A 22945-nucleotide genomic window follows, 5' to 3' on the forward strand; every position below is an offset into this window, starting at 1 on the left:
GTTTATTGTTCGCACTAAAAAGCCGCAAGCAAATGGCATCTGCTGGGCGTTCGAGTTTTCCAATCTTCGGCTAAGGTTTGTGATATAGGAGCTTTGATCGGTAAGGTAAAGAGCAATGGAAGTCTTTTTCAAGGCTTTTTCCATTATTTTTAACGCACTCCATTGCATGAGTGACGGCGATTTTGTAGACCAAGACAAATTTCCACAGGAGTGAACAGAACCATGTTGCGTGATGACATTAATAATGCGTTGAAAACTGCTATGAAGGAACATGATAAAGCCCGGCTTTCAACCCTTCGTCTTATCAATGCAGCCGTCAAAGACCGCGATATTGCCAATCGAGGAGAAGGCAAACCCGCCGTTGACGACACCGAATTGCAATCCATTCTCGCTAAAATGATCAAACAGCGCGAGGAGTCGGTAAAGCTTTATAATGAAGGTGGACGGCCGGAGCTTGCAAAAGCCGAAAGCGATGAAATTGCTGTTATCCGCGAGTTTTTGCCGCGCCAGCTTGATGAAAACGAGGTTCAAAAGGCAATTAATGATGGTCTTGAAGCAACCGGTGCGGAAAGCTTGCGAGATATGGGCAAGGTCATGGCATGGCTCAAAGAACGCTATAACGGACAGATGGACTTTGCAAAAGTTGGCAGCACTATTCGTGAAAAGCTGAAATAATTCCAGCACTTTCAAGCCGGTTAAAAAATCAGCTGGAGTTTTCAAACTCTTTAAATAAAGCCATTTGAAAATGACTTGCAAAAGCACTTCCATAAAGGCACCTTTTTCGAAGGTGCCTTTTTTCATGTTTCTCCTAAAAATCCTGAACGATCGGCAGAGAATAATCAGCCAGTCCCTGATCGGGTTTTAAACAAAATAAAATTTTACGAGCGTATCAACCGGCCAAGCCAGATCAGAATGCAGGCACCGATAAAGCCGGAAATCAGATATCCGAAACCACCGGCGAAAGTAACGCCGAAAAGACTGAATATAAAACTTGCGAGCGATGCGCCCACAATACCAAGAATGATATTCACAATAAGGCCGGTGTTGCTTTTCATAAATGTTTTTGCTGCCCAGCCAGCCAATCCGCCAATGATGATCGCGGCAATCCAACCTACACTTGCGTCATGCATAGATATCTCCTTCAATCGGAATGAATTTTAATGAAAAAGGTTAGGGCGCGCGTTTTCTTCTTCAAGTATCTTGAAGGTTTCTTCTTGTCTTGAAGCCCTTGTCGGCAAAAGTGCAGTGACAAATTGAAATATCAGCGAAGGGAATTTGAAAAACCAATTCGAGGTGGTTTTGAAAAGGTTAGGCTGATTTTATTTCTCTTTTGAAGTGGAAAGACGAGGCTGTCATATTTCTGGAGTGACCAGACTTAAAAGATATAATGAAGCGGATATTTCCTAAAAAGTCGGGCAATTTCCGTTCCTGCCGTTTGATCACATTTTAAAACAAATGCTTAACCGTCTTTTCAGTCGGGGTGTTGGATTCAACTGCAACAATGTTTAAGTTAATAGGACTGGAACCGGAGACGACAAGAAGTAATGCGTTTTTCACCCGATTTTCTTGACGAAATTCGTGCACGCCTGCCAATTTCAACAGTGGTTGGCCAGAGGGTGAATTTCGACCCGAAAAAAAGTAATGTTTCGCGTGGTGATTTCTGGGGGTGCTGCCCCTTCCATGGCGAAAAAACGCCGAGTTTCCATTGCGAAGACCGGAAAGGCCGTTACCATTGCTTCGGGTGTGGGGCAAGCGGAGATATATTCACTTTTGTGACCGAGATTGACGGTATCCAGTTTCCCGAAGCGGTCGAGCGTTTGGCAAATCAGGCGGGTGTCCGGATGCCTGCACGTGACAAGGATGCCGAGAGACAGGAAAAGATCAAAAAAGACCTTTATGATGTCATGAGCCTTGCAGCGAGTTTTTTTAAAAGCAAATTGTATGCGCAAGAAGGGGCTTTGGCGCGAAGCTACCTTGAGGGGCGGCAAATGCCGAAAGCAATGATTGACCGCTTCCATATCGGTTTTTCGCCGGATGCACGTGACGCCTTGAAGGATGCACTGATTGCCAAGGATATTTCATTAAAACAGATGGAAGATTGCGGGCTGGTTGTTGCAGCCGATGATGGCACGGCACCTTATGACCGGTTCAGAAACCGCATCATGTTTCCGATTGCCGATTTGCGTGGGCGCATTGTTGCCTTTGGCGGGCGCGCAATGGACAAGAATGTACGGGCAAAATATTTAAACAGTCCGGAAACAGTGCTCTTCCATAAAGGCAAAATGCTTTATAATGCAGCCACTGCCAGAAAAGCCGCACAGGCGAAAGCGCAAGAAAGTTCAAAACCTATCTATGTTGTTGAAGGTTATATGGATGTGATTGCCATGGCCAAAGCCGGTGTCGACACTGCTGTTGCCCCGCTTGGCACAGCTTTGACCGAAGACCAGATTGCACTTTTATGGCGCATGACACCTGATCCGGTCTTCTGTTTTGATGGTGACGACGCGGGTGTTCATGCAGCTTTTCGGGCAGCCGAGCGCATTTTGCCGGTTTTGAAAGCCGGCGTTTCCGCGCGTTTTATTCTATTGCCCGGTGGCAAAGATCCTGATGATATTGTCAAAAACGGTGGGGCGGATAGTTTGAAAGTCGAACTGTCGAAATCCATTCCGCTTGCCGAACTTTTATGGCGTAAATACACTTTCGGCCAGCAATTCGAAACGCCGGAAGCACGCGCCGCTCTCGAGCGCGAAATCAAGTCGGTCATTTTCACAATCAAGGATGAAAGTTTACGGCATTATTATTTACAGGATCTACGCGATCGGCTGCGCAATCTGTTTCGTCCGGCTTTTTTCAAGAATAATGGCAAGAATTATCGTGGTAAGCGGAGTACGAGCATAATTGGCGGTGGTCCGAGTGCCAGCCTTGCCAATTCCAATCTGGTCAAAAATTCGACAAGTTTTATTCCCCTGCGTGAAGCCGCAATATTGATGACATTGGCTTCCCATCCGGAACTCTGGTACGAAGATTTTGAAACTTTGGCAAAGCTCGAGTTACAAAATCCTGCACTGATCGGCCTTCATCGTGCTATGCTTGAAATAATGGGGGAATGGCAACCCGATGATGCCAATGCCATGATGAAGCTTTTGAAACAAAAGGGGCAGGAGCAAATCCTTAACCGGATTCATGATCTTTTAAAAAATCTTGGGTTCCGCTGTGCTTTTGCCGAAGCGCCGATTGAAGATGCAAGAGAAGCTTTAAAGCAGGCTGTGTACTTGCATCTGCGTGCGCATAACCTACATAAGAGGTTGCGTGACATTGAAGCCGAGCTTTTGGAAAAATCGGATAGCAGTATGTTCACCTTGTTGGGTGACGTAAAAGCAGAGCTCGAAAAGACCGAGGCCGTGGAGGCTTTGATAGATGGTTTCGGACGATGGAAAGAAGACGAATCAGAACCGGATGAGTCGGAAAAACAATAAATGATTCGCTTTTTTGTCGCGAATCAGCCACGAAAGCCCAGATATGCTATAACGAGCGAAAAATCAGGTTAAGGAAGACAGTGCGATTCTAAAAGCGGGTAACGTGTTTCTTAAATGTGAAACGGCGGTCGCACAAGAGCTATGGAACATTTAGGGACGATTGGTGTTGAAGAAAACTCAGGCAGGATTTGACATTATCTTAAAAAGAAATTCTCCTACATTAATCTTTTTTAAAAATCGGCTGCTCTAAGAAGCTTTAAGGATTGGTAACGGGACGCAGATATTGCGGGCGAATTCAGCCAGAAATGGCGGCTTGAAGATTAGCCGGAAAATGGCTGTGGGTTAAGAATGAGTAGAAAGTTGCAAGACACAATTTTTCAAGTGTGCGATGTGACCGAGCGGAGTTAACACGGAATGGCAACAAAGGTAAAACAGACAGAAAATGCAGAGACCGAGCGCGAAGGTAGCGGCGATGGTCCTCTTTTGGATCTGTCCGATGATGTCGTAAAGAAAATGATCAAGGCTGCGAAGAAGCGCGGCTTTGTCACAATGGATGAATTGAATGCTGTTCTTCCGTCAGAAGAGGTGACTTCCGAACAGATTGAAGACACAATGGCCATGTTGTCGGACATGGGCATCAATGTTGTCGAGGATGACGAAGAAGCCGAAGCCGAAAATGCATCGGAAGAGGAAGAAACCTCTGAAGGCGGTGAGCTGGTAGAAGCCGGTGGTCATGCTCTGGCAACGACATCAAAACGCGACCAGAATGACCGGACAGATGATCCGGTGCGCATGTATTTGCGTGAAATGGGCGCTGTCGAGCTGTTGTCGCGTGAAGGCGAAATCGCTATCGCCAAACGTATCGAGGCCGGTCGCGAGACGATGATTGCCGGCTTGTGTGAAAGCCCGCTTACATTCCAGGCGTTGATTATCTGGCGTGAAGAGCTCAACGAACAGCGAATTCTTTTGCGCGAGATTATCGATCTTGAAACCACCTATGCCGGCCCGGAAGCAAAACAGGCACCTGTCATCGAGCATATTGAGGATTTGAAGCCCAAGGAAGAAGCTCCCAAGCGTGTGGTTCACGATGATGACGACATTACCGATGTCGGTGGCGAAACGGTCGAACCGGAAGAAGACGACGAGGATGATGACGAAAACAATCTTTCGCTCGCCGCAATGGAAAACGAACTTCGTCCGCAAGTTATGGAGACATTGGACTTCATCGCGGATACTTACGCAAAATTGCGTAAATTGCAGGATCAGCATGTTGAAAGCAGTCTGGCTGACCATGATGAAGGTGCACTCACTCCGGCGCAAAAGAAAAAATATAAGCAGCTCAAGGATGATCTGGTCAAGGCTGTTAAATCATTGTCGCTCAACCAGAACCGTATTGAGGCGCTGGTCGAACAACTCTATGACATTAATAAACGTCTGGTAAAAAGCGAAGGCAAGTTGAAACGTCTTGCCGATTCCTATGGCGTCGGTCACGAGGAATTCCTGAAACAGTATCAGGGTCGCGAAATGGACTCCGACTGGATCAATTACATTTCCACATTGCCTGCCCACGGCTGGAAGGAATTTGCTACACGTGAGGCAAAATCCATTCAGGATTTGCGCAGCGAAATACAGATGTTGGCACAGGAAACGGCTATTTCCATTGGTGAATTCCGCCGCATTGTCAATCAGGTCCAGAAGGGCGAACGGGAAGCTGCCATTGCCAAGAAGGAAATGGTCGAAGCCAATTTGCGTCTGGTTATCTCGATTGCCAAAAAATACACCAATCGCGGTTTGCAATTCCTTGATCTTATTCAGGAAGGCAATATCGGCTTGATGAAAGCGGTCGACAAATTCGAATATCGTCGTGGTTACAAGTTTTCCACATATGCAACATGGTGGATCCGTCAGGCTATTACCCGTTCGATTGCCGATCAGGCACGCACTATCCGTATTCCGGTTCATATGATCGAGACGATCAACAAAATTGTTCGCACCTCTCGTCAGATGCTGCATGAAATCGGGCGTGAGCCGACACCGGAAGAATTGTCGGAAAAACTTGCAATGCCGCTTGAAAAAGTGCGCAAGGTGCTGAAAATTGCCAAGGAGCCGATTTCGCTTGAAACACCTGTTGGTGATGAGGAAGACTCACATTTGGGCGATTTTATTGAAGACAAGAATGCGCTATTGCCAATCGACGCCGCCATTCAGGCAAATTTGCGCGATACGACCACACGTGTTCTTGCCTCGCTCACCCCTCGTGAAGAACGCGTTTTACGTATGCGTTTCGGTATCGGCATGAATACAGATCATACTTTGGAAGAGGTCGGCCAGCAGTTTTCGGTTACTCGCGAACGTATCCGCCAGATCGAAGCGAAAGCATTGCGCAAGCTCAAACATCCGAGCCGTTCGCGCAAGTTGAGAAGTTTTCTTGATTCTTGATTCTTGATTATTGTTAAAAAGGCACAGAGCCTGAATGGTTCTGTGCCTTTTCATTCTAATGTTCGGGATAAATCCATGTCATTTTTGCAAAAGCTTTTTGGTAAATCTCCACGCACTTCGAGTGAAAACGCAGAAATTGACGGCGGCCAGACCGAATATAAAGGCTTTATCATTTCGGCGACACCTTACAAAAATGAAGGCCAGTTACAAAGTTGCGGCGTTATTTCGAAAACCGTTAATGGCGAAAAAAAGGAATACCGGTTTATCCGTGCCGACCGTTTTACCAACCTTGATGATGCCGTTGCTATGATTCATATCAAAGGCCGCCAGATTATTGACGAGCAGGGCGAACGGATTTTTAAATAATAGCCTGTTTTCAGCGTCTCTAATGGCTTGCATTTGTCGTAAATTGAAAAGCAACCCATCGTTTCCGGTCTGTCAGGGCAACAAGCTTTAAATGAAAGCCCGATGAAAGAATGCCGCATGGACAAGCTTCCATTCTATAAAACAAAAACATTGGAACAAATGACTACCGAAGAATGGGAAAGTCTTTGCGATGGTTGCGGGCTTTGCTGTTTGCAAAAGTTGGAAGATGAAGACACTGGAGAAATCTTTGTAACCGCTGTTGGCTGTCGGTTGCTTGACGCGAAAACCTGCCAATGTAGCGATTATCAAAATCGCAAGTCCATTGTTCCCGATTGCCTTTATCTTGACATTGAAATGGTGCGCTCGGTGCGCTGGTTGCCGGAAACTTGTGCCTATAAGCTGGTTGATGAAGGGAAAGACCTGCCGTCATGGCATCACCTTGTTTCCCATGACGAGGAAAGCGTGCATAAAGCCCATATTTCCGCCCGCGATAAAATTCTCGTTCATGAAGACGACCTTAACTTTGAAGAAGATTATCTTGATTACATCATCGGCCCGATTAACGGCTGACGTTTAAGACTTCGCAGGCGCTTATTTTTCCGTTTGCTTGTTGGAATAGGCCTTTCGAAGAAACGCGGGAGATATAACGTAAAATCGTGATTGCGGATAATAACGGCAACAATTGGCCGTTAAAACAAGGATTTCTTGAAGCTGTAACATATCTGCCGGAATTTCCACGCGCGAACCGGAAGCGTTCCGAGGGCTACCCTTTTAAAACCTGTAAGAAGACGAACCCCTTTGTCTGCGAACTTTTGTGAAGTTCTCAGGCACGAAAAATTTTCGAAGACCAATCTCGTCTCGAATGCCATTCGTCTTTACTATGCAGATCAAAAGTGATGCATGTTCCTTGTCCGGTTAGGTTGTTAAGCGCATAGGTTCGCGCTTAAAACGGTCTACAATGTTGACCGGTGAGACCTAGCCACAGATTAACCCTACGGTCGTTTTTTGGCTTCCCGATGAAATGCTATGCCGGAAAATGAACAGTGAAGAACAGCGCCAGAAGCGACTCTCATTATTGTTCGATCGCAAATGTCATTGTCACATTGACCTTGTAATCAAGTTCGCCGGAAGAAAAATTGGTTTCGTTCCGATATGCTGTGGCACTTGCACTCATAAGTCGCGGCATCATCATATTGCCTGAGTTATCTTCAGCAATGGTAATGACGTTTCCAAGTTTTACATTTGCGCTTTCAGCCAAAGTTTTGGCCTTGGCTATTGCCTCTGCAACCGCTTTTTTCCTTGCATTTGTAAGGTAAGGTTTTGTATCGGCATTCGTAAACGTAATGCCGTTTACAGAATTCACACCCAACTTCATCGCTTCATCAAAAATCTTTCCGGCCTTGTTTATATCGCGCACACGCACGCTCAAACTATTGGAAACACGATAAAGAGGCGTATTTGCCTTTTTGGTTTTTTCATTTTCCTCGACACGGTAAATAGCAAGCCCCGAAGTCATCAGATCGGCATTTTTTATGCCCTCTTTCTTAAAAGCATCGAGAACCTTGTTCATCGTTCCATTATTGGCATTCATCGCAGAATCCGCAGTTTCCCCTTCGGTCTCGACTGCAAGATTGATAATCGCAATATCAGGTTTTGCCTGTTCGTCTCCTGTTGCCTGAACGACAATCACGGGTTCTGTTTTGTTCATATTGATAGATTCCGCATGAAGCGTGGACGGCAAGGCAACACATAAAAGGCCGGCAAGCATTGCTGCAGTTTTTGTATAATGAAAATAAAATTTTGTCATTGTCGTCCAAGCCTCGTTTTCAATCATTTGTTATCATTTAAATAGAGTTTTAGACGCGCGATAAAAGCTTGAAGCGCTAAATTTTTCAAAAAGGTGAATAAGTTGGCACGTGGGCACTTGTGTTGACAAAATTTTTAGGTTATTGCGGGGCTTCCGTGGGGCCTGTAGCTCAATTGGTTAGAGCCGGCGGCTCATAACCGCTTGGTTGGGGGTTCGAGTCCCTCCGGGCCCACCACCTTTTTCAGTTTTATTGGCTTTGTTACCACTCTGATTATCTGATTTTTATCATTCTGATGCATATATTAGCTATCGCATTTGCGGTGTTCTCAAGAAGAGATTCGATAGGGGGCGCAGGTTTGAGACGAGCAGCAGTAGCGTGTTTTTTATCTTAGTGACTTTGTTTGCTCGAAGATGCAGCATGTTGAGAAAGATGTTACGAGATAACTCAATTGGATTTCTACCCCACCTAGAACTCAATCTACTAATTAATTCACGCTCTTTTATTCTCGCCGCGCTGTTGCTGTGATATCGTCGTTAATCGGTTAGCTCCCTCATTTAGAGTGAGATGTCGAAAAATAAGAAATCACGAACTTAAAGAATTTGAAGGACAGCAATAGAATTTAATGATTTTATAGTGCTTTTGAAGCCAACATTTTTATTACAAACTTACGATGTAATTTTTGTCTTTTAATAATTCTATCGTACATAAACGAAATATATTTCTTAAATTTGTACGTTTTAAGAGAAAAATTATATAGGTTAATTCAATATTTTAATTTTAAAATTCATAATATATCGTGTTATTATAAATAATATGTATAAAATACGTAATATTAAAGAAAATAATTATTTAACACGTTTATGATTACGATTGGTTTCTCATAAAATCAATTGAGTGATATAGTTTTTCGTTCACAGGCTACACAATAGATCATCAAGCAAATGTTACCGGACACCACATCATGTGGAGTTAGAACGGGAGCAAGCACATCTAAAGGGAATAGAATTTTTGGTATTGGATTTTTCTGATGCGAATGCTAATGAGTTCCCGATTTATGTCGTCTTATACGTTAGTTACGTTTGATATATTTTCATAGCTGTATAACTGAATGATAACCGTTAGAGCGGGTTAGGTGCTTTAGGATGAGCTTAGAACAAGAGAGAGTAGGGCATAAAAACCATACGTATTATTTCGATAATATAGATATACTAAGAGCCTTCGCAGCAATATCTGTAATGGTTTATCATTGCATCGCTCATTTTAATTGGACTACCTTTCCAACCAGTTGGCCTCTATGTTGGTTTCATTATGGCTGGATGGGTGTCGATATATTCTTTGTTATTTCAGGATTTGTAATAACGTTATCTGCGTTCAATAAGTTAGACAAAAATGACCCTCAACCATTTTTTATTTCATTCATGAAACGACGGCTGTTGAGAATTGTACCTCTGCACTATTTGACGATGTTGGTCTTTGTCGTTTTTGTGACGCCAGCCCTTCTTTTTGAAGATTTTCGAAACAACCTAATCACGCATATTTTGTTTATACATAATCTATTTTTAAAATATCAGGGATCAATCAATGGTTCCAATTGGTCATTGGGAGCGGAAATGCAATTCTATGTAGTTATTGCTATAACTGCAAGATGGTTGTCAAAAATAGAGTGGTGGAAGATATTAGTAATTGTATTAACTATTAGTTTTATCTGGAGATGTGGAGTCGTATATTTTATTAGTCTTGATCAAGATATGGGTACTTACAAGATGTTTGTTGCTGCAACTCAATTGCCGGGAATGTTGGATGAATTTGGTGTAGGTGTTTTGTTGGCGAGATTGATCAAAACTGATATTGGACAAAATTTAATATCAGGACGTAAAAATTACGTGGTAATTTTTTTCCTATCTAGTTGCGCATTAATTTTTGTAACACTTCAAATATATTTGAGACATGGATCCTATTGGGACTATCCTTTAATTGTTATATTTTTCAGGACATTACTTGCTGTAACGGTAGGAATTATTCTTTTGTTTTTGTGTTCTTTAAAAATAAGACCGATAATAAGAAAAGTTTTGTTGCCATTCTATTATCTTGGAACAATATCTTATGGAATCTACTTGTGGCATCTACCAGTGATAATGTCTGTAAAGCGGATAGAGTGGTTACCTAAGGAAACTGCTTTTTTTACAGTCGTTACAATTACATTGGTATTTGCGAGCGGCTCCTGGTACTTTTATGAAAGGCATTTCCTACGAAGGCGGTGAAATTCTGAATATCTATCGCAATAACGGTTTTTTGCTTTTGGCTGAAACATATGGTTGTAATTATTGGTCGGCATAACTCGACCAGTTTTTGAGGCATGTTGACCACATTCGGTTACGCTAACTGTTTTGTCTTCTTTAAAACAATGGCTATCAATTTATCGGGTAAACTGCCAATGGTAACCATGACCACTGAGAGAAACTTCTTCAGTTTCTGATATAATTTTCAGTCTTTCAGAACGCCTTAATCACACATGAAAAAGTGTCTTTGCCTTCCTAACGACGAGCATAAAAAACAAATTGTGAGAGAAGGTTGCGACACTCATTGAAGATTCAGACCTGTTAACTCCCTTTTGTGAGCTGCTTATTGCTTTGATGATCTTCTCATTGGGAAACAACGCTGACAGTTGAACTACTTAATACAATATGCAGTAATTGGCTGAACGAAACCTTCCAACCACCGAACTATATCATCCTGCCGAAGTCGATCGGACTGACCATTGATTTAAAGTGTTTATGAGCTAACTTTAATTCGCTGATATGCTCTATTTATACAATGTGTTCGCTTTCTTATTTCGGGGGGGGCACTTCTAAAGACTTCAAAAAAGATTTGGTCAATCCGTCGAGAGCCGCGCTTTAATTGTGAACACTCATAAAAATTGATCGTTTGATTATAGTCATGCAGTCAACGTTACGCCATACGCCGATAATGCTTTTGACGGCTAATAGATTCGACATATGGATTAATATGGATTATTTGTCACCAACACAAAAGTAGGACTTCGCATTGTCAGCACATGTCGTTGGATTAGCGTGTTTACACAATAGTTGACTATTGGTGTTGATAGCTGCTTTCGGTTTTACGCATTGATGGAATGAGAACAGTATTACGTATTTTGTTACACATTTTACTCTTCGGGATTATCTCTATCTTGAATGGGGGTGTAGAAATATAGATGCCGTCTGAATAATCAGATGCAGTAACCAATAAAAGACCATTTATACATAGCTTAGATGCTCCTATAATGGTTATCCCCAACAAAACGTGGGGTCGACTTTAAACGGAGATATCGTTATCAGGCGTTGATCATTGGTAAGATTGGGCAAATTGGTCAATTTGAAAAGCGAGTAGGTATTCCGTTCGATTTATTTTATAGTTAAATATTATTGATAGTGGCGTGTTGTTGTTGACGTATTTTTGATGCTAGCTTCTCTTGAAGCTGGACAATTCACACTTTGCAGTTGGCTTATATATTGGCGGTGTATGCGCAAATAGCGTTAAATCTACATAGTCGAACTCAATGACCTCAGAGTCTATTTTTTATCAAACCAATTTTTAACTTAACAGATCGGGAAATTACCGGCTATTTAACAAGAGAAAAACTCTTTGATCACTTCTTTTATCAAGGACTTTTTGATGTTGAAATATGATCAACTCTTGCCCCCGTAAAAGTTGCATAAACTCAACACGAAAGTGAAATATCGGGCTCCATAAGGCTAACCAAACAGAACTGAGTAAAGCTTTGACAGTTGAAAAACCGGCCTCTAAAACTCCGATTTTAAAAGCCGGTGACTCTCTTCAGATTTGAAGTTGAAATCCTTGACTCTGGTTCCTGATGGGAACATCACATTCGTGCAAAAGGAGTCAGAAAAGTGAATGAACTAAGACAAAAAGACTATCAACAAGACGAAATTGACCATCTGATTGCTGATTATAATGGTGATGTTAAAACCTTGATTTCAAGGCTTTTGGACGAGCGTCAAATGCTCATCCGCCAAGTTGAAGTTGCTGCCTGTGCCATGTCATTCGGTTACGGGCGCGGTTGGAAACCGAAAATTCCTGTAAAATGAGTCTTTAGTGTTCGCCCCTTTTTCCGTTGCGGTGCCTTTTATTTAAAGCCCACAAATTCTATGCAAAATGTCGGGGTCAGTTTATTAAAAGAGCGTGGCGTCTATTATAAATAGGCTCGCGCTCTTTTTCGTTTCTCATTTTGAAAATCGGCATCAGACGCGCTTCAAATCCAGATGTGACTGCTAAACATTGAAGTTGAAAATAAAGCTTAATTTCAAGTTTGTAATTGTCGGTTGTGGTTCTGCGGGAATTTCGGATTTTTAAGCTGTTTCTCTGCAATTGTCCCGAACTGAATTGTTTTAAAAAACTATCGGCAAATTTCCGCATTTTGTTGTAGAGAGCGGCATAACTGTTTTTGCCATGATGAAAAATAATCTGCGCCAATTTGGAAGGTTTTCAAAAATAAAATGGCACAAAAGTGCGGGGGAAAGAGGAAGACGCAGATAACAAACACGTTGGCGACAGGTGAGTTGGCAACGATCAAGTTGGCGGCAATTACGTTTGCAACAAGCAGGTTTGGAAAAAGCAAGTTTGCAACAATCAAGTCGGAAACTAGCAAGCTGTTAACGCTTGAAGGGGATAAACCGTTATCGTTTTTTGACTGTTTGATGAAATATTATTTACCCAGAACTTCATTATAAAGATGAAGATCATCAAGCATTTTATGAAGACGTTTCATATTTTCTTTGCGGTTCAATGAACGGATATAGGTTCTTAAGTGCAAGATATTTCTTTCGCCCAATCCGTCGATCATGACAAATTCATAATGGTCATCGCGCCATGACAGAACCAGATTATCGGCATGAAAGCTCGTGAGAACAACAGGCGAAGTTTCAGCCCAATCGCTTAGCACTTTCAATTCGGGTACATAATGCTTGATGTCGGCGCCAATATCGTTGATGGTTCTGGCTGGCGAGCCGTCCTTATCTTTTTCGATTTCGCAAACCATGCCCCAGCCGAGATCGGTTCTTACGATGCCTAATGTCGTCAGCACATGCGGAGTCTTAAGATTGGTGTCAAAATTCAACCGCATGGTTTCGAGAAACTCGTAAATGTTATAGACATTCTCGCGTAGCTGTTTGAAGCGTTTTTTTAAAGCATTGTATCGTTCATATCGTTCAGCCCACCGATGACGCACAATTTTTACGATGAGATCCGGATTTTGCGGATGCCGAAATATCACGCGGTGTCGACCGTTGTCGAATAAAGGAGTTTTATCTTTTAGCTCTAGAATTCCCGAAATCGTCATTTTTTGCTTGGCTTTTGGTTGGTTAAACCTGTTTGCGAGTTAGTTCTACTGGTCTTTACATCCTCTTTACAAGGTCGTCATTTTATTTATTCGGCCGTTATATGAAGACAAGTGGAAACTGAAGCTATAATATTTGGAGTTCAAAATAAATCGACAAATACATTCACGTTATCGTTATTCCTTTCATAAGTTCAATGATTGGACAATAGGAATGAGCGGCGTTGAAATGGGGAGGAGGTACGGTTAAACAATATTTGCTTCAGACATGCGTGTTAATGGTTACAATGTTTTTTGAGAACAGTTTCTCATTCAGCCCGAAATAGTCCGGTTGGAGTGTAAAAAATGCGGGAAAGATCAAATCCCGTTAGAGGAGCGCGGGTGATATCCGGACGGGCCGTCGGAAGAAAAGCTATCGGTTGAAAATCATCCGGAGCAGGTGGCGCAGGTTTTTTATACGCCAGAGTGATGAAAGATATGATTACCCGAACAATCTGTTGAACAGTCATGTCCTTGCCCTTGGACAAAAATACTCATACCATCAATTATGATGATGCGATTGTTTTCTTTCAAACCTTGTTGAACGGGAAAATCGCAATAGATGGGGGTAAGGAGGAATATCAAGATGAAACTTTCAGATAAAAGCCTTTTGAAAGACAAATGCCTGATTAATGGACAATGGCTTTCGGCAAAAAACAATGAAACGATTTCTGTTACCAATCCGGCAGATGGCGAGGTTGTCGGAAATGTCCCTTCGCTTTCAGCTAATGAAGTCGAAACGGCTATAGAGGCGTCGAATGCAGCATTTCAACAATGGAGAAAGCTGACGGCAGCGGATCGCTCGAAAATTTTGCGCAAGTGGTTTGACCTGATGATTGCCAATGCCGATGATCTTGCAATGATTATGACAAGCGAGCAGGGTAAACCGTTGAAAGAAGCAAAGGGTGAAATACTTTATGCTGCCTCGTTTGTCGAATGGTTTGCCGAGGAAGCCAAGCGGACTTATGGTGATACCATTCCTTCCCCGCAAGCCAAACAACGCATCACGGTTATCAAACAGCCTGTTGGCGTAACGGCTGCAATTACTCCGTGGAATTTTCCGGCCGCGATGATAACAAGAAAGGCCGCGCCCGCACTTGCGGCAGGCTGCACCATGATCGTGCGTCCGGCAAGTTTGACACCGCTTACAGCACTTGCTTTGGGCGAGCTTGCAAATCGTGCAGGAATACCGGCAGGTGTTCTGCAAATTATTACCGGTAAATCGTCTACAATCGGAAAAGTGCTGACAGACAGCAATATTGTTCGAAAATTATCCTTTACCGGCTCGACCGAAGTCGGGCGGACGCTGATGGCCGAATGCGCGCCGACAATCAAGCGAATTTCGCTTGAACTCGGTGGTAATGCGCCTTTCATTGTCTTTGATGATGCAGATCTTGATGAAGCGGTTAAAGGAGCAATTGCTTGCAAATATCGCAATGCCGGTCAAACCTGTGTTTGCGCCAACCGTCTTCTGGTTCAGGAAGGTATTTATGACGCATTCACAAAGAAACTCGAACAGGCGGTCAAGGCTTTGAAAATTGGCGATGGACGCAAAGCTGATACGGATATCGGACCGATGATCGAAGAAAGTGCACTGAAAAAAGTCGAAGATCATATTGCCGACGCTGTCAAAAAAGGTGGCAAGCTTGTTTGCGGCGGAAAGAGGCTTGGTGGGCTGTTTATGGAACCGGCCATTGTTACCGGCGTCACGCAGGATATGCGCTTTGCGCATGAGGAAACCTTCGGGCCGGTTGCACCTTTATTCAAGTTCAAAACCGAAGAAGAAGCAATTCGCATGGCTAATGATACAATTTTCGGCCTTGCAGCCTATTTTTACACACGCGATTTCAACCGTGGTGTCAGAGTAAGCGAAGCGCTTGAATATGGTATGGTCGGCCATAATACTGGATTGATTTCCAATGAGGTTGCGCCGTTTGGCGGCGTCAAACAATCCGGCCTCGGGCGGGAAGGTTCAAAATACGGAATAGAAGAATATATGGAAGTCAAGTATATTTGCAGTGCCCTTTGAGGACTATCGGTTTAATCCGTAATGGGCTTCAAGTTCTTGAAAAAGAGCCACATGTCAACTCTTGTGGCTCTTTTTAAAGGGCAAGTTGCAGGGCCATTCGGGAATGGGTGAGGAGGAAGAAATGCAAGGGTTCAGTTTCAATGCGGTGCCTTCGCTGACTGTCGAATGGGGCGGTGCACAACGTTTGGGAGAATTTGTCGAACGCCATTATCAAGAGCGCAAAGCTCTTATCGTCACTGATAGCAGTCTTCATCAATCGGGCGTTCTGGAACAACCGAAATTGTCTTTGGAACAGGCAGGATTCAAAGTTGCTGTGTTTGATAAAGTTGTTGCCGATCCGCCGGAAAATATTGTGCTTGAATGCGTTGAAAAAGCAAAAGCGGCAGGCATTGACATTGTTATCGGCTTTGGTGGTGGCTCCTCTATGGATGTTGCCAAACTTTCAGCGGTACTTATCTGTTCCGATCAAAAATTGCAGGATCTTTACGGCATCGGAAAAGTTAAGGGCAAGCGTCTTCCTTTGATCCAGATACCAACAACAGCCGGTACCGGTTCGGAATCGACCAATATTACGATTTTGACCACAGGCGAAACAACCAAAATGGGTGTTGTTGCCAATAAGCTTTATGCCGATCGTGTTCTTCTTGATGGTGAGCTTACGATCGGTTTGCCAAAACTTCAAACAGCAGCAACCGGTATTGATGCAATGGTTCATGCTATTGAAGCCTATACCGGAAAATTGAAGAAGAATCCGCTTTCCGATGCTTTCGCCCGTGAAGCCCTAAGATTGTTGTCGGCAAATATTGTAACGGCTTGCAATAATGGACATGACAAGGAAGCGCGGCAGGCGATGTTGCTTGGAGCAAATCTGGCAGGTCAGGCTTTTGCCAATTCGCCGGTTGGCGCAGTTCATGCTTTGGCTTATCCGTTGGGCGGGCATTATCATTTGCCGCATGGTCTTACCAATGCGCTTATGCTTGGGCCTGTGTTGCGGTTTAATATGAAGGCTGCGGCTCACCTTTACGCCGAACTTGGTGATGTCGTTGGTACGCATGTAAAAGGCAGCGAGATAGAGCGTTCAAAAGCTTTCGTCGAATTTATGGAAAAACTGATGGGGGAAACGGGCGCACCTCGCCATTTGAAGGAAGTGGGTGTTACCGATAACAGTTTGGCATTGCTGGCAAGCGATGCGATGAAGCAAACAAGATTGCTCGTTAACAATCCTGTGGAAGTCACCGAAGCGGATGCTCTCGAACTTTATCGGCAAGCTTTCTGATAAAAGCTTTCTCTCCTGTTGATGTGAAAACAGTCTTATAAACCGCTAAAAAACGGGTTATGAGATTTTTTGCACCTTAAACAGCGGATGAATGGCAGCTTGCCGTTTTTTGCTGAAATCCACGTGTCGAAAATATTTTCGCGATCAGACGGCCAATTGCATCACTTGGCGAGGGATTATTTTGTTTCGAGCTTTAGATAGCAGTTTGATTTTCTTTCATTCATGACAACAGTTTTTATCGTTTATTGGACGGTCAAACCGATAAAATTGTTGACGCTCTAAAAGCCTTTTTGCCATTATGGCTTCAAGGAGAAGAACAAGAAGGCGCAAAACAACAAGGATGAGGGGCGTTCATAAACGCCATGGAGATTAAGGTTCACACAAAGCGTGTGGCAAGACGGGCAAGCTTGACGGGAAAAATGGGCTAGTAAATCGGGCTGAGTTTTTTGTCACCGGATCCAAGATAATGAACAGGGTTGTGTAACGCAAAAAGAATGTGGGTGAGGAGGGGTAAAAGCAGAAGACCTGCTGACCTCTTTCGCCGGAGCACTTGAAGTAAATTTTTCAGGGAAAGAAGACGGGCAAACAAGCGGGGATGTTTTTACCCGCCTTTTTTGTTGTGATGCCCGTTATCTTGAATTCGATTTAGAAAAATCTGCTATTTTTATCCGTTTCTTAATCTACCGGCTGATTGACTCCAATGTGCGACCACGCGTTTCTTCTCCTAGCACAATAATAATGATAGCGACCGCAAGAAGCACACCAGTAAACATAATAAACACGCTCGAAAAAGCATTTGCACCGGCTGTCATCATTTGCGTGACGACCATCGGGGCAACAATGCCGCCAACCCGTCCGATAGCGGAAGCCCAACCGGAACCGAAAGCACGAATATTGGCCGGATATTGCTCGGGCGTATAGGAATACAGAACGCCCCATGCACCGAGATTGAAAAATGACAACAAACATCCCCACAAGATGATGAGGCCATCCGATGATGCCTGACCAAAAAAGTAAGCGCATATGGCACAAGCAGCAATGAAGCCCGATAGGGTTGCTTTGCGTCCCAGCTTTTCAATCAACCAGGCTGCAGCCATGTAACCGGGAAGCTGTGCCAGAATAAGGATCAAAGTGTATTTTGATGATTTGACAATGCTGAAGCCGTGTTGTTCCAACAGGCTCGGAAGCCATGTGAAAATGCCGTAATAGGAATAGACAATGCCGAACCATATGAGCCACAGCATGATTGTGCGTTTGGCAAGACCTCTAGACCATAATTGTGTGAAAGATACGTTGTGCTTTTCGGCAACGGGGGCAACTTCAATTTTTTCCACGACTGGAATGCCTGCCTCTTTTTCAAGGCGGCACACGATTTTATGCGCCTCTTCGATACGTCCGCGATTGATGAGGTAGGGGATAGATTCCGGAATTTTGCGCCAGATATAGAACACATAGAGCGCTGGAATGCCGCAGAGAATGAACGCTATTTGCCAGCCATAAGCCGGAATGACAAAAAATGCGACCAACGCGGCAAGCAACCAGCCCAGTCCCCAGAAGCTTTCCAACAAAACGATGAAACGCCCGCGTACGCGCGCGGGTACATATTCACTGACGAGACTGACAGCGACCGGCAATTGACCACCGAGACCGAAGCCGACAACAAATCGGAAAACCAACAGCCATGTCAAATCCGGCGCCAAACCACAAAGGGCAGTTGCTATACTGTAGACGACCAATGTCGTGGCAAAAACTGTTTTACGACCAATCCTGTCTGCAATTCCACCGGCTAAAACAGCGCCGATTGCCATTCCTACAAAACCGATACTGACGACCCAAGCCTTTTCCGGAGCTGTCAGCTGCCAACTTTGTGACAAACGCGGCATGATAAAAGCGATAAGGCCGGTGTCCATAGCATCAAACATCCAACCCAAACCCGTAACCACCAACAATCGGTAGTGAAACCGTCCGAGTGGCAGACGTTGAACGCGCGAAACGAGATCCATTATTCCCTCTTCCCTGAATTGAAAATCATGATGTGAGTTTTGATTTATAAACAACTTTATATAATTATCAAATAATTTTTAATATATATGAATATAATATTTGTAAAAATATTATAAATATAAAATTTAAAATAATTATAAATTGTAAAAATAAATTATATACTCCATTTTATTCGTATTTTTATATTTATATTCTGTTTTGTACGTATGATAGGAAGAAGTGACGAAGCTTCGATCAAATGATCGTATTGGCACTGATAACCCCGCTTATACCCGCAAAACGGCATAATACTTTAAATGAAAATAAGGTTTAAGAAAAGATAATTCGTGCAAAATACCACAGGCGAAATGTGGAAATGAACAAGAAAAGGAAAACTGCGGTAAGGTGATACTGAGTGACGCGATCCAGTTATTCCAAAATAGAAATATATATTAAAATTTTATCAAATATAATTTAATTAAAAATTTTATAAAAATAATTATTATTAAGTTAATGAAAATAAAATATTAAAAAATTTTTTATAGTAAAATATTTTAATTTATCATAAAAAATATAGTACATATGTATTTTTTATTATTCCGATAATGATAAATAATTAATATTTTTGTAATTTTCTTTCTATGTTTTTAATTAGGTGGAAAAACTAAAATAAAAGGTGTTCCCGACGAATATAGGAGGTTTCAAAGAGCGGGAGGAACAATCAATTATTCGGGAAGAGTAGAACTACCGAATAACAGAACTCACAACTCTAACAAAAATTTGCAACGTTAGTGAGATATTAGTGGAACGCAAAAGATGCGTTTCAAGCTTGCCCAAATAATTTGGTTGACACTTGAAATCGTGTGGGCGCCGTTCTAGCGAACCTCGACCGGCACGGTCAGTGAGCTATTCCAACCCTCCGGAGGTGTTGGAATAGGGCTTGATTTTTTGACGATTTGCAAAGCCAGATCATCGATAGCGTGATCACCGGAAGAGCGTGACGTGCGGGCGCTGGTAATGTTGCCTTTCTGGTCGAAACTGAAAGTAACATATGATGTCGAACGGTTGGACGTGGCCGGTTTTTTCGAACGCGAAGCAATGAGCGCGATACGACGTTGTACCTTGTTCTGCCATGAGGAAACGAGCCGCCCGTCACCACCGAATACACGATTGGTTGTGGGCGCTGCATAGGTTGGCCCCTTCTTTGCAACAATTTCAGGCCCCGAGGCCTTTTGCGAAACGTCGGCCTTTTTAACGTCTTTTTTGGGCTCGACTTTACGCGCTTCAACTTTCGGCTTTTTGACTTCTTTTTTCGGCTCCGGCTTTTTTACCTCTTCTACCATTTCGGATTTTTGTGGTTCGGGTTCGGGCTTTGCCTCTTCTTCTTTCGGCTCTACCTTTTCCTCTTCCTTCTCCTGAACCGTTTCTTCTTTAATGACTTCGGAAACATTTTGCGTTTCGGGTGCCATCGGCTCTTCGGCAAATTCAAGCATGATTGCCTCTTGCCCACCTCTTACAACATTGGGATCTCCGCGCATGGCACTAGCCCAAAAGCCCAAACCTGTATAGACAGAAAGGACAAGGATAGTAGCTCCCACCCAAAGCGGAAGATTATTTGGTTCATGTGTCTCTAAATTCGTCATTTATACGCTGCACCCGAAAGCTCGCAAGTCGGATAGCCGGAGCCGAAATCCCTTACAACCAACAGTATTTTTTCATAAATCCTGTTTTTCATGGTCTTATTGTTTTTCCATAGTTGAATGACAGAACTTCCTGATTTTGACCCGTTTGATTGCTTTGCAACAATTCAACAGACTAAGCCAACTAAAGCGTCAAAGTTCGTTGTCATCAATGCGCAATCCATTATCTCTTTTCATCCAGCGCATCTTACAAAATTTTTCACATCGCTTAAGATAACAAGCCACTTGTTGTCCGTCGCAATGCAATTTTTACTCTTTAATCATCTGGATGAAGTGAAGTCACCGTCATTCCTTCTGGTTCCATTTTCCCATTTGTGGATGGTCAAAAAGCCAATCTTTCAGGAAAAACAAAAATACATGATATTTTTAATCAACTTAAATATTTTGCCTCCCTTGTCAAGTGACTTTGTCGTTTGCTTTTACGTTTTGGACGTGAATAAGCTTGTGATTGATAAATGTTTGAGGGACTGAACGAGACACCATTTTTAATATGAGGAAAGCGTCTTCTTCCAAGATAGACTGTATAAAGCAGGCCGCTTACCACAAAACAGGCGGCCACTATCATAACATATGTTTTATTCGGCCACGTGCTTCATAAGCTTGTGGAAAAGAGCTGCAGTTTTGCAGCTCGTAAACCCCGATAAATTTTGAAATGCCTATCAGCAGGATTTAATTTGATAATATTTTTTCAAAAAATTCCAGCACCGTACCGGTTGCGTATTCGGGAGCGATGACAATGTGTTTTTTGTTTATCTCGTTGAATGGAATTGCACTCAATTCAAGTGCACGCTTTGTCTTACCAAGATCGTTTACGTAAATAGCAAGACCGGCATAAGCATTGCGTGCGATTTGTTCGATAACGAAGAACGGGAAATGGTGTTGATAACTTTCCTCTGACAGTATGCGGATGTTGGCTGAATTTTTTCCGGTTGTAACAACGACACTATCATCTTCCTGTTTGACCTTTCCGTCTTTGAAAAGACGTGCATAACGTTCTCCGGCCTTTTCCGGTGAAGATGACAATAAAGTTATAGCCTTAAGGCCAATGGCGCCGTTTTTGTGTATCATTAATTCGGGCTGCCAAACCATATCGCGGCTTTTGTGTTCACACATGAATACCTGTCCATTCGGCACTTCGCTTTTTTTAAAAGCGACTGTGGAAAACGCAGCAATACCTGTTTTTCCATCAGGTAACTCTACCGGTCTGGAAAAATTTTGCACCTCGGTTACATTAAAGCCTAATTCGGCAAGACTTTCTTTCGCTGCAAGTGCGCTGCCAATACGTCCGGCAATAGCGTAAAGGCCTTCGCCATATGTTTCGAGGTTATGTTTTTTGGCGCGATTGGCTGGCGTTTCTTCTACAATGCCTAAAAGTTCAAAATAATCGTCAGGAAATACAACCGTATAATTGGCTGTGCCTTGTTCTTTGCTATGAAGCCCGCGAGGTGAAAGGGTAAAACCCAGCCGGCGAAAGCAATCAGCGCTTTTTTCAAGATTTTTTGCTAATATGAAAACGTGGTCTATGCCCAGAACGGGATGGTGGCCCAAAGCGGATACTGATTGATTGACCGGTGTTGATTGTTTTACTGTTTCCAGACCGGTCGCGGCCTTTGAAGATGTGGCTGTTTTTAAAGTTTTAATCGGGTGGGGCATTGTTTCATCCTGATTGCGCTTGTTTTAAAAAAATATCACGGGTATTGCAAAACTTCTGAGCCAAATATGTGTCGGATAGTGCGGGCTTTGGGCAAAATTTCCTGAAATCTTACCGGTTTTTATAATTTAATATGGTAAGATTCATATTCTTCGTCAGAATTTCCGGATTGAACGGCTTTTTACACCTTTGATGAAAGCGCAGCCCCGTTCCGTTAACGCTTTTTCATGGAGAAAACTGAAGAGTATATGACGAAGTGAATAGTATTACGGTGGCGTAAAGCAAAGTCTCGGAGCTGACGAATGACGATCTTTTTACCCATTTCATGAGGTCTTTCCGCCCGATAACGAGGTCTATTTGATTGTTGAAACCTTTTTCATTTGATAAGCGCGTTTTTCACCAATTATTGTTCACGATTTTTACTGTTGCTGATTTTAACAATAAACACCGGAATCGTTTTTTAAAGAAAATAACGCTGTGAAATCGCTATAATCACCTCGCATTCCGGATGAAACAAGCACGGTGTGTTTTTAAGCCGAAAGTCAGAAATACCATTTTTAATTTTTCATAGAATTTAAATTTAACAAGTATTAATTTCCAATATTTCAAATCAAAAAAGAATAATTTTTTAAGTTTTTGAAAAGTTCAAAAGTAGCATCTGTTTAAAAATTCAATTGAACCTTTATCCTTGGGACAAGTGAATTGTCAAACCGGTTGGGCATAGGGTGTACGAGAGCGATGAAAACTCGTCGCAAGTGCAAGGATAAAGCGATATTTTCCGAAGTAACCGGAGTTGAAGAGATTTACCAATTTAACAAAAGT

General features: G+C 42.9%; 17 protein-coding genes and 1 tRNA gene. 10 read left to right on the forward strand and 8 right to left on the reverse strand.

Annotated elements, in window-relative coordinates; translation table 11 throughout:
- The first annotated feature begins 222 nt into the window (after positions 1-222).
- Positions 223-675: a GatB/YqeY domain-containing protein gene (locus tag PEB0122_RS08265; protein ID WP_075868831.1), complete on the forward strand. Its 453-nt coding sequence runs from the start codon at positions 223-225 to the stop codon at positions 673-675.
- 203 nt (positions 676-878) lie between these two features.
- Here the strand turns inward: PEB0122_RS08265 and PEB0122_RS08270 are convergent, their stop codons facing one another.
- Positions 879-1130: a GlsB/YeaQ/YmgE family stress response membrane protein gene (locus PEB0122_RS08270; protein ID WP_075868829.1), complete on the reverse strand. Its 252-nt coding sequence runs from the start codon at positions 1128-1130 to the stop codon at positions 879-881.
- A gap of 414 nt (positions 1131-1544) precedes the next feature.
- Here PEB0122_RS08270 and dnaG point away from each other — a divergent pair, with 414 nt between their 5' ends.
- From dnaG to PEB0122_RS08290, 4 genes are all read left to right on the forward strand, one after another.
- A complete protein-coding gene (gene dnaG / locus PEB0122_RS08275) occupies positions 1545-3476 on the forward strand; it encodes a DNA primase (RefSeq protein WP_075916647.1) in 1932 nt (643 codons plus the stop codon).
- Between the two features lie 414 nt (positions 3477-3890).
- The gene (gene rpoD, locus PEB0122_RS08280; protein ID WP_075916649.1) at positions 3891-5915 is read left to right on the forward strand and encodes an RNA polymerase sigma factor RpoD; all 2025 of its coding nucleotides are present in this window, start codon (positions 3891-3893) and stop codon (positions 5913-5915) included.
- A 75-nt stretch (positions 5916-5990) separates the two neighbouring features.
- A complete protein-coding gene (locus tag PEB0122_RS08285; protein ID WP_075916651.1) occupies positions 5991-6281 on the forward strand; it encodes an HlyU family transcriptional regulator in 291 nt (96 codons plus the stop codon).
- Positions 6282-6383: 102 nt separating this feature from the next.
- Complete coding sequence (locus PEB0122_RS08290) at positions 6384-6851, forward strand: YcgN family cysteine cluster protein (protein WP_083650292.1); 468 nt, start codon at positions 6384-6386, stop codon at positions 6849-6851.
- 502 nt (positions 6852-7353) lie between these two features.
- On the opposite strand, the gene PEB0122_RS08295 is transcribed toward PEB0122_RS08290, so the two are convergent.
- Positions 7354-8115 carry an SIMPL domain-containing protein gene (locus PEB0122_RS08295; protein WP_225867833.1) on the reverse strand — a complete coding sequence of 254 codons (762 nt, stop codon included), beginning with the start codon at positions 8113-8115 and terminating at the stop codon, positions 7354-7356.
- 131 nt (positions 8116-8246) lie between these two features.
- Between PEB0122_RS08295 and PEB0122_RS08300 the strand changes: the two genes are divergently transcribed.
- From PEB0122_RS08300 to PEB0122_RS08310, 3 genes are all read left to right on the forward strand, one after another.
- A tRNA-Ile gene (locus PEB0122_RS08300) sits at positions 8247-8323 on the forward strand.
- Positions 8324-9231: 908 nt separating this feature from the next.
- Positions 9232-10350: an acyltransferase family protein gene (locus PEB0122_RS08305; RefSeq protein ID WP_075916653.1), complete on the forward strand. Its 1119-nt coding sequence runs from the start codon at positions 9232-9234 to the stop codon at positions 10348-10350.
- Between the two features lie 1650 nt (positions 10351-12000).
- Complete coding sequence (locus tag PEB0122_RS08310) at positions 12001-12198, forward strand: hypothetical protein (RefSeq protein WP_075868817.1); 198 nt, start codon at positions 12001-12003, stop codon at positions 12196-12198.
- Positions 12199-12274: 76 nt separating this feature from the next.
- On the opposite strand, the gene PEB0122_RS08315 is transcribed toward PEB0122_RS08310, so the two are convergent.
- The 3 genes from PEB0122_RS08315 to PEB0122_RS08330 all read right to left on the reverse strand — a co-directional run bounded on the left by PEB0122_RS08315 (position 12275) and on the right by PEB0122_RS08330 (position 13954).
- Entirely contained in the window at positions 12275-12583 is a 309-nt protein-coding gene (locus PEB0122_RS08315) for a hypothetical protein (protein ID WP_075916655.1), read from the reverse strand.
- 232 nt (positions 12584-12815) lie between these two features.
- A complete protein-coding gene (locus tag PEB0122_RS08325; protein ID WP_075916658.1) occupies positions 12816-13448 on the reverse strand; it encodes a YrbL family protein in 633 nt (210 codons plus the stop codon).
- Positions 13449-13753: 305 nt separating this feature from the next.
- Positions 13754-13954 carry a hypothetical protein gene (locus PEB0122_RS08330; protein WP_075916660.1) on the reverse strand — a complete coding sequence of 67 codons (201 nt, stop codon included), beginning with the start codon at positions 13952-13954 and terminating at the stop codon, positions 13754-13756.
- 116 nt (positions 13955-14070) lie between these two features.
- Here PEB0122_RS08330 and PEB0122_RS08335 point away from each other — a divergent pair, with 116 nt between their 5' ends.
- Both PEB0122_RS08335 and PEB0122_RS08340 read left to right on the forward strand, forming a co-directional pair.
- Complete coding sequence (locus tag PEB0122_RS08335) at positions 14071-15513, forward strand: NAD-dependent succinate-semialdehyde dehydrogenase (protein WP_075916662.1); 1443 nt, start codon at positions 14071-14073, stop codon at positions 15511-15513.
- Between the two features lie 121 nt (positions 15514-15634).
- Positions 15635-16789, forward strand: coding sequence for an iron-containing alcohol dehydrogenase (locus PEB0122_RS08340; RefSeq protein WP_198936003.1), 1155 nt, complete (start codon positions 15635-15637; stop codon positions 16787-16789).
- A gap of 680 nt (positions 16790-17469) precedes the next feature.
- Here PEB0122_RS08340 and niaP read toward each other — a convergent pair.
- From niaP to PEB0122_RS08360, 3 genes are all read right to left on the reverse strand, one after another.
- Positions 17470-18792 (reverse strand): niacin transporter NiaP, encoded by a 1323-nt coding sequence (niaP, locus tag PEB0122_RS08345; RefSeq protein ID WP_075916666.1) that lies wholly within the window; start codon positions 18790-18792, stop codon positions 17470-17472.
- An 855-nt stretch (positions 18793-19647) separates the two neighbouring features.
- Positions 19648-20415: an energy transducer TonB family protein gene (locus PEB0122_RS08350; RefSeq protein ID WP_075916668.1), complete on the reverse strand. Its 768-nt coding sequence runs from the start codon at positions 20413-20415 to the stop codon at positions 19648-19650.
- Positions 20416-21141: 726 nt separating this feature from the next.
- Complete coding sequence (locus PEB0122_RS08360) at positions 21142-22125, reverse strand: VOC family protein (protein WP_083650293.1); 984 nt, start codon at positions 22123-22125, stop codon at positions 21142-21144.
- Between the last annotated feature and the right edge of the window lie 820 nt (positions 22126-22945).

The organism is Ditibartonella apis, from assembly GCF_001952075.1.
In the GTDB taxonomy this organism is placed as follows: Bacteria; Pseudomonadota; Alphaproteobacteria; order Rhizobiales; family Rhizobiaceae; genus Bartonella; species Bartonella apis.

Coding starts and splice junctions, on each gene's coding strand:
- PEB0122_RS08265 (WP_075868831.1), top strand. CDS start 223: ATGTTGCGTGATGACATTAATAATGCGTTGAAAACTGCTATGAAGGAA.
- PEB0122_RS08270 (WP_075868829.1), bottom strand. CDS start 1,130: ATGCATGACGCAAGTGTAGGTTGGATTGCCGCGATCATCATTGGCGGA.
- dnaG (WP_075916647.1), top strand. CDS start 1,545: ATGCGTTTTTCACCCGATTTTCTTGACGAAATTCGTGCACGCCTGCCA.
- rpoD (WP_075916649.1), top strand. CDS start 3,891: ATGGCAACAAAGGTAAAACAGACAGAAAATGCAGAGACCGAGCGCGAA.
- PEB0122_RS08285 (WP_075916651.1), top strand. CDS start 5,991: ATGTCATTTTTGCAAAAGCTTTTTGGTAAATCTCCACGCACTTCGAGT.
- PEB0122_RS08290 (WP_083650292.1), top strand. CDS start 6,384: ATGAAAGAATGCCGCATGGACAAGCTTCCATTCTATAAAACAAAAACA.
- PEB0122_RS08295 (WP_225867833.1), bottom strand. CDS start 8,115: ATGATTGAAAACGAGGCTTGGACGACAATGACAAAATTTTATTTTCAT.
- PEB0122_RS08305 (WP_075916653.1), top strand. CDS start 9,232: ATGAGCTTAGAACAAGAGAGAGTAGGGCATAAAAACCATACGTATTAT.
- PEB0122_RS08325 (WP_075916658.1), bottom strand. CDS start 13,448: ATGACGATTTCGGGAATTCTAGAGCTAAAAGATAAAACTCCTTTATTC.
- PEB0122_RS08330 (WP_075916660.1), bottom strand. CDS start 13,954: ATGACTGTTCAACAGATTGTTCGGGTAATCATATCTTTCATCACTCTG.
- PEB0122_RS08335 (WP_075916662.1), top strand. CDS start 14,071: ATGAAACTTTCAGATAAAAGCCTTTTGAAAGACAAATGCCTGATTAAT.
- PEB0122_RS08340 (WP_198936003.1), top strand. CDS start 15,635: ATGCAAGGGTTCAGTTTCAATGCGGTGCCTTCGCTGACTGTCGAATGG.
- niaP (WP_075916666.1), bottom strand. CDS start 18,792: ATGGATCTCGTTTCGCGCGTTCAACGTCTGCCACTCGGACGGTTTCAC.
- PEB0122_RS08350 (WP_075916668.1), bottom strand. CDS start 20,415: ATGACGAATTTAGAGACACATGAACCAAATAATCTTCCGCTTTGGGTG.
- PEB0122_RS08360 (WP_083650293.1), bottom strand. CDS start 22,125: ATGCCCCACCCGATTAAAACTTTAAAAACAGCCACATCTTCAAAGGCC.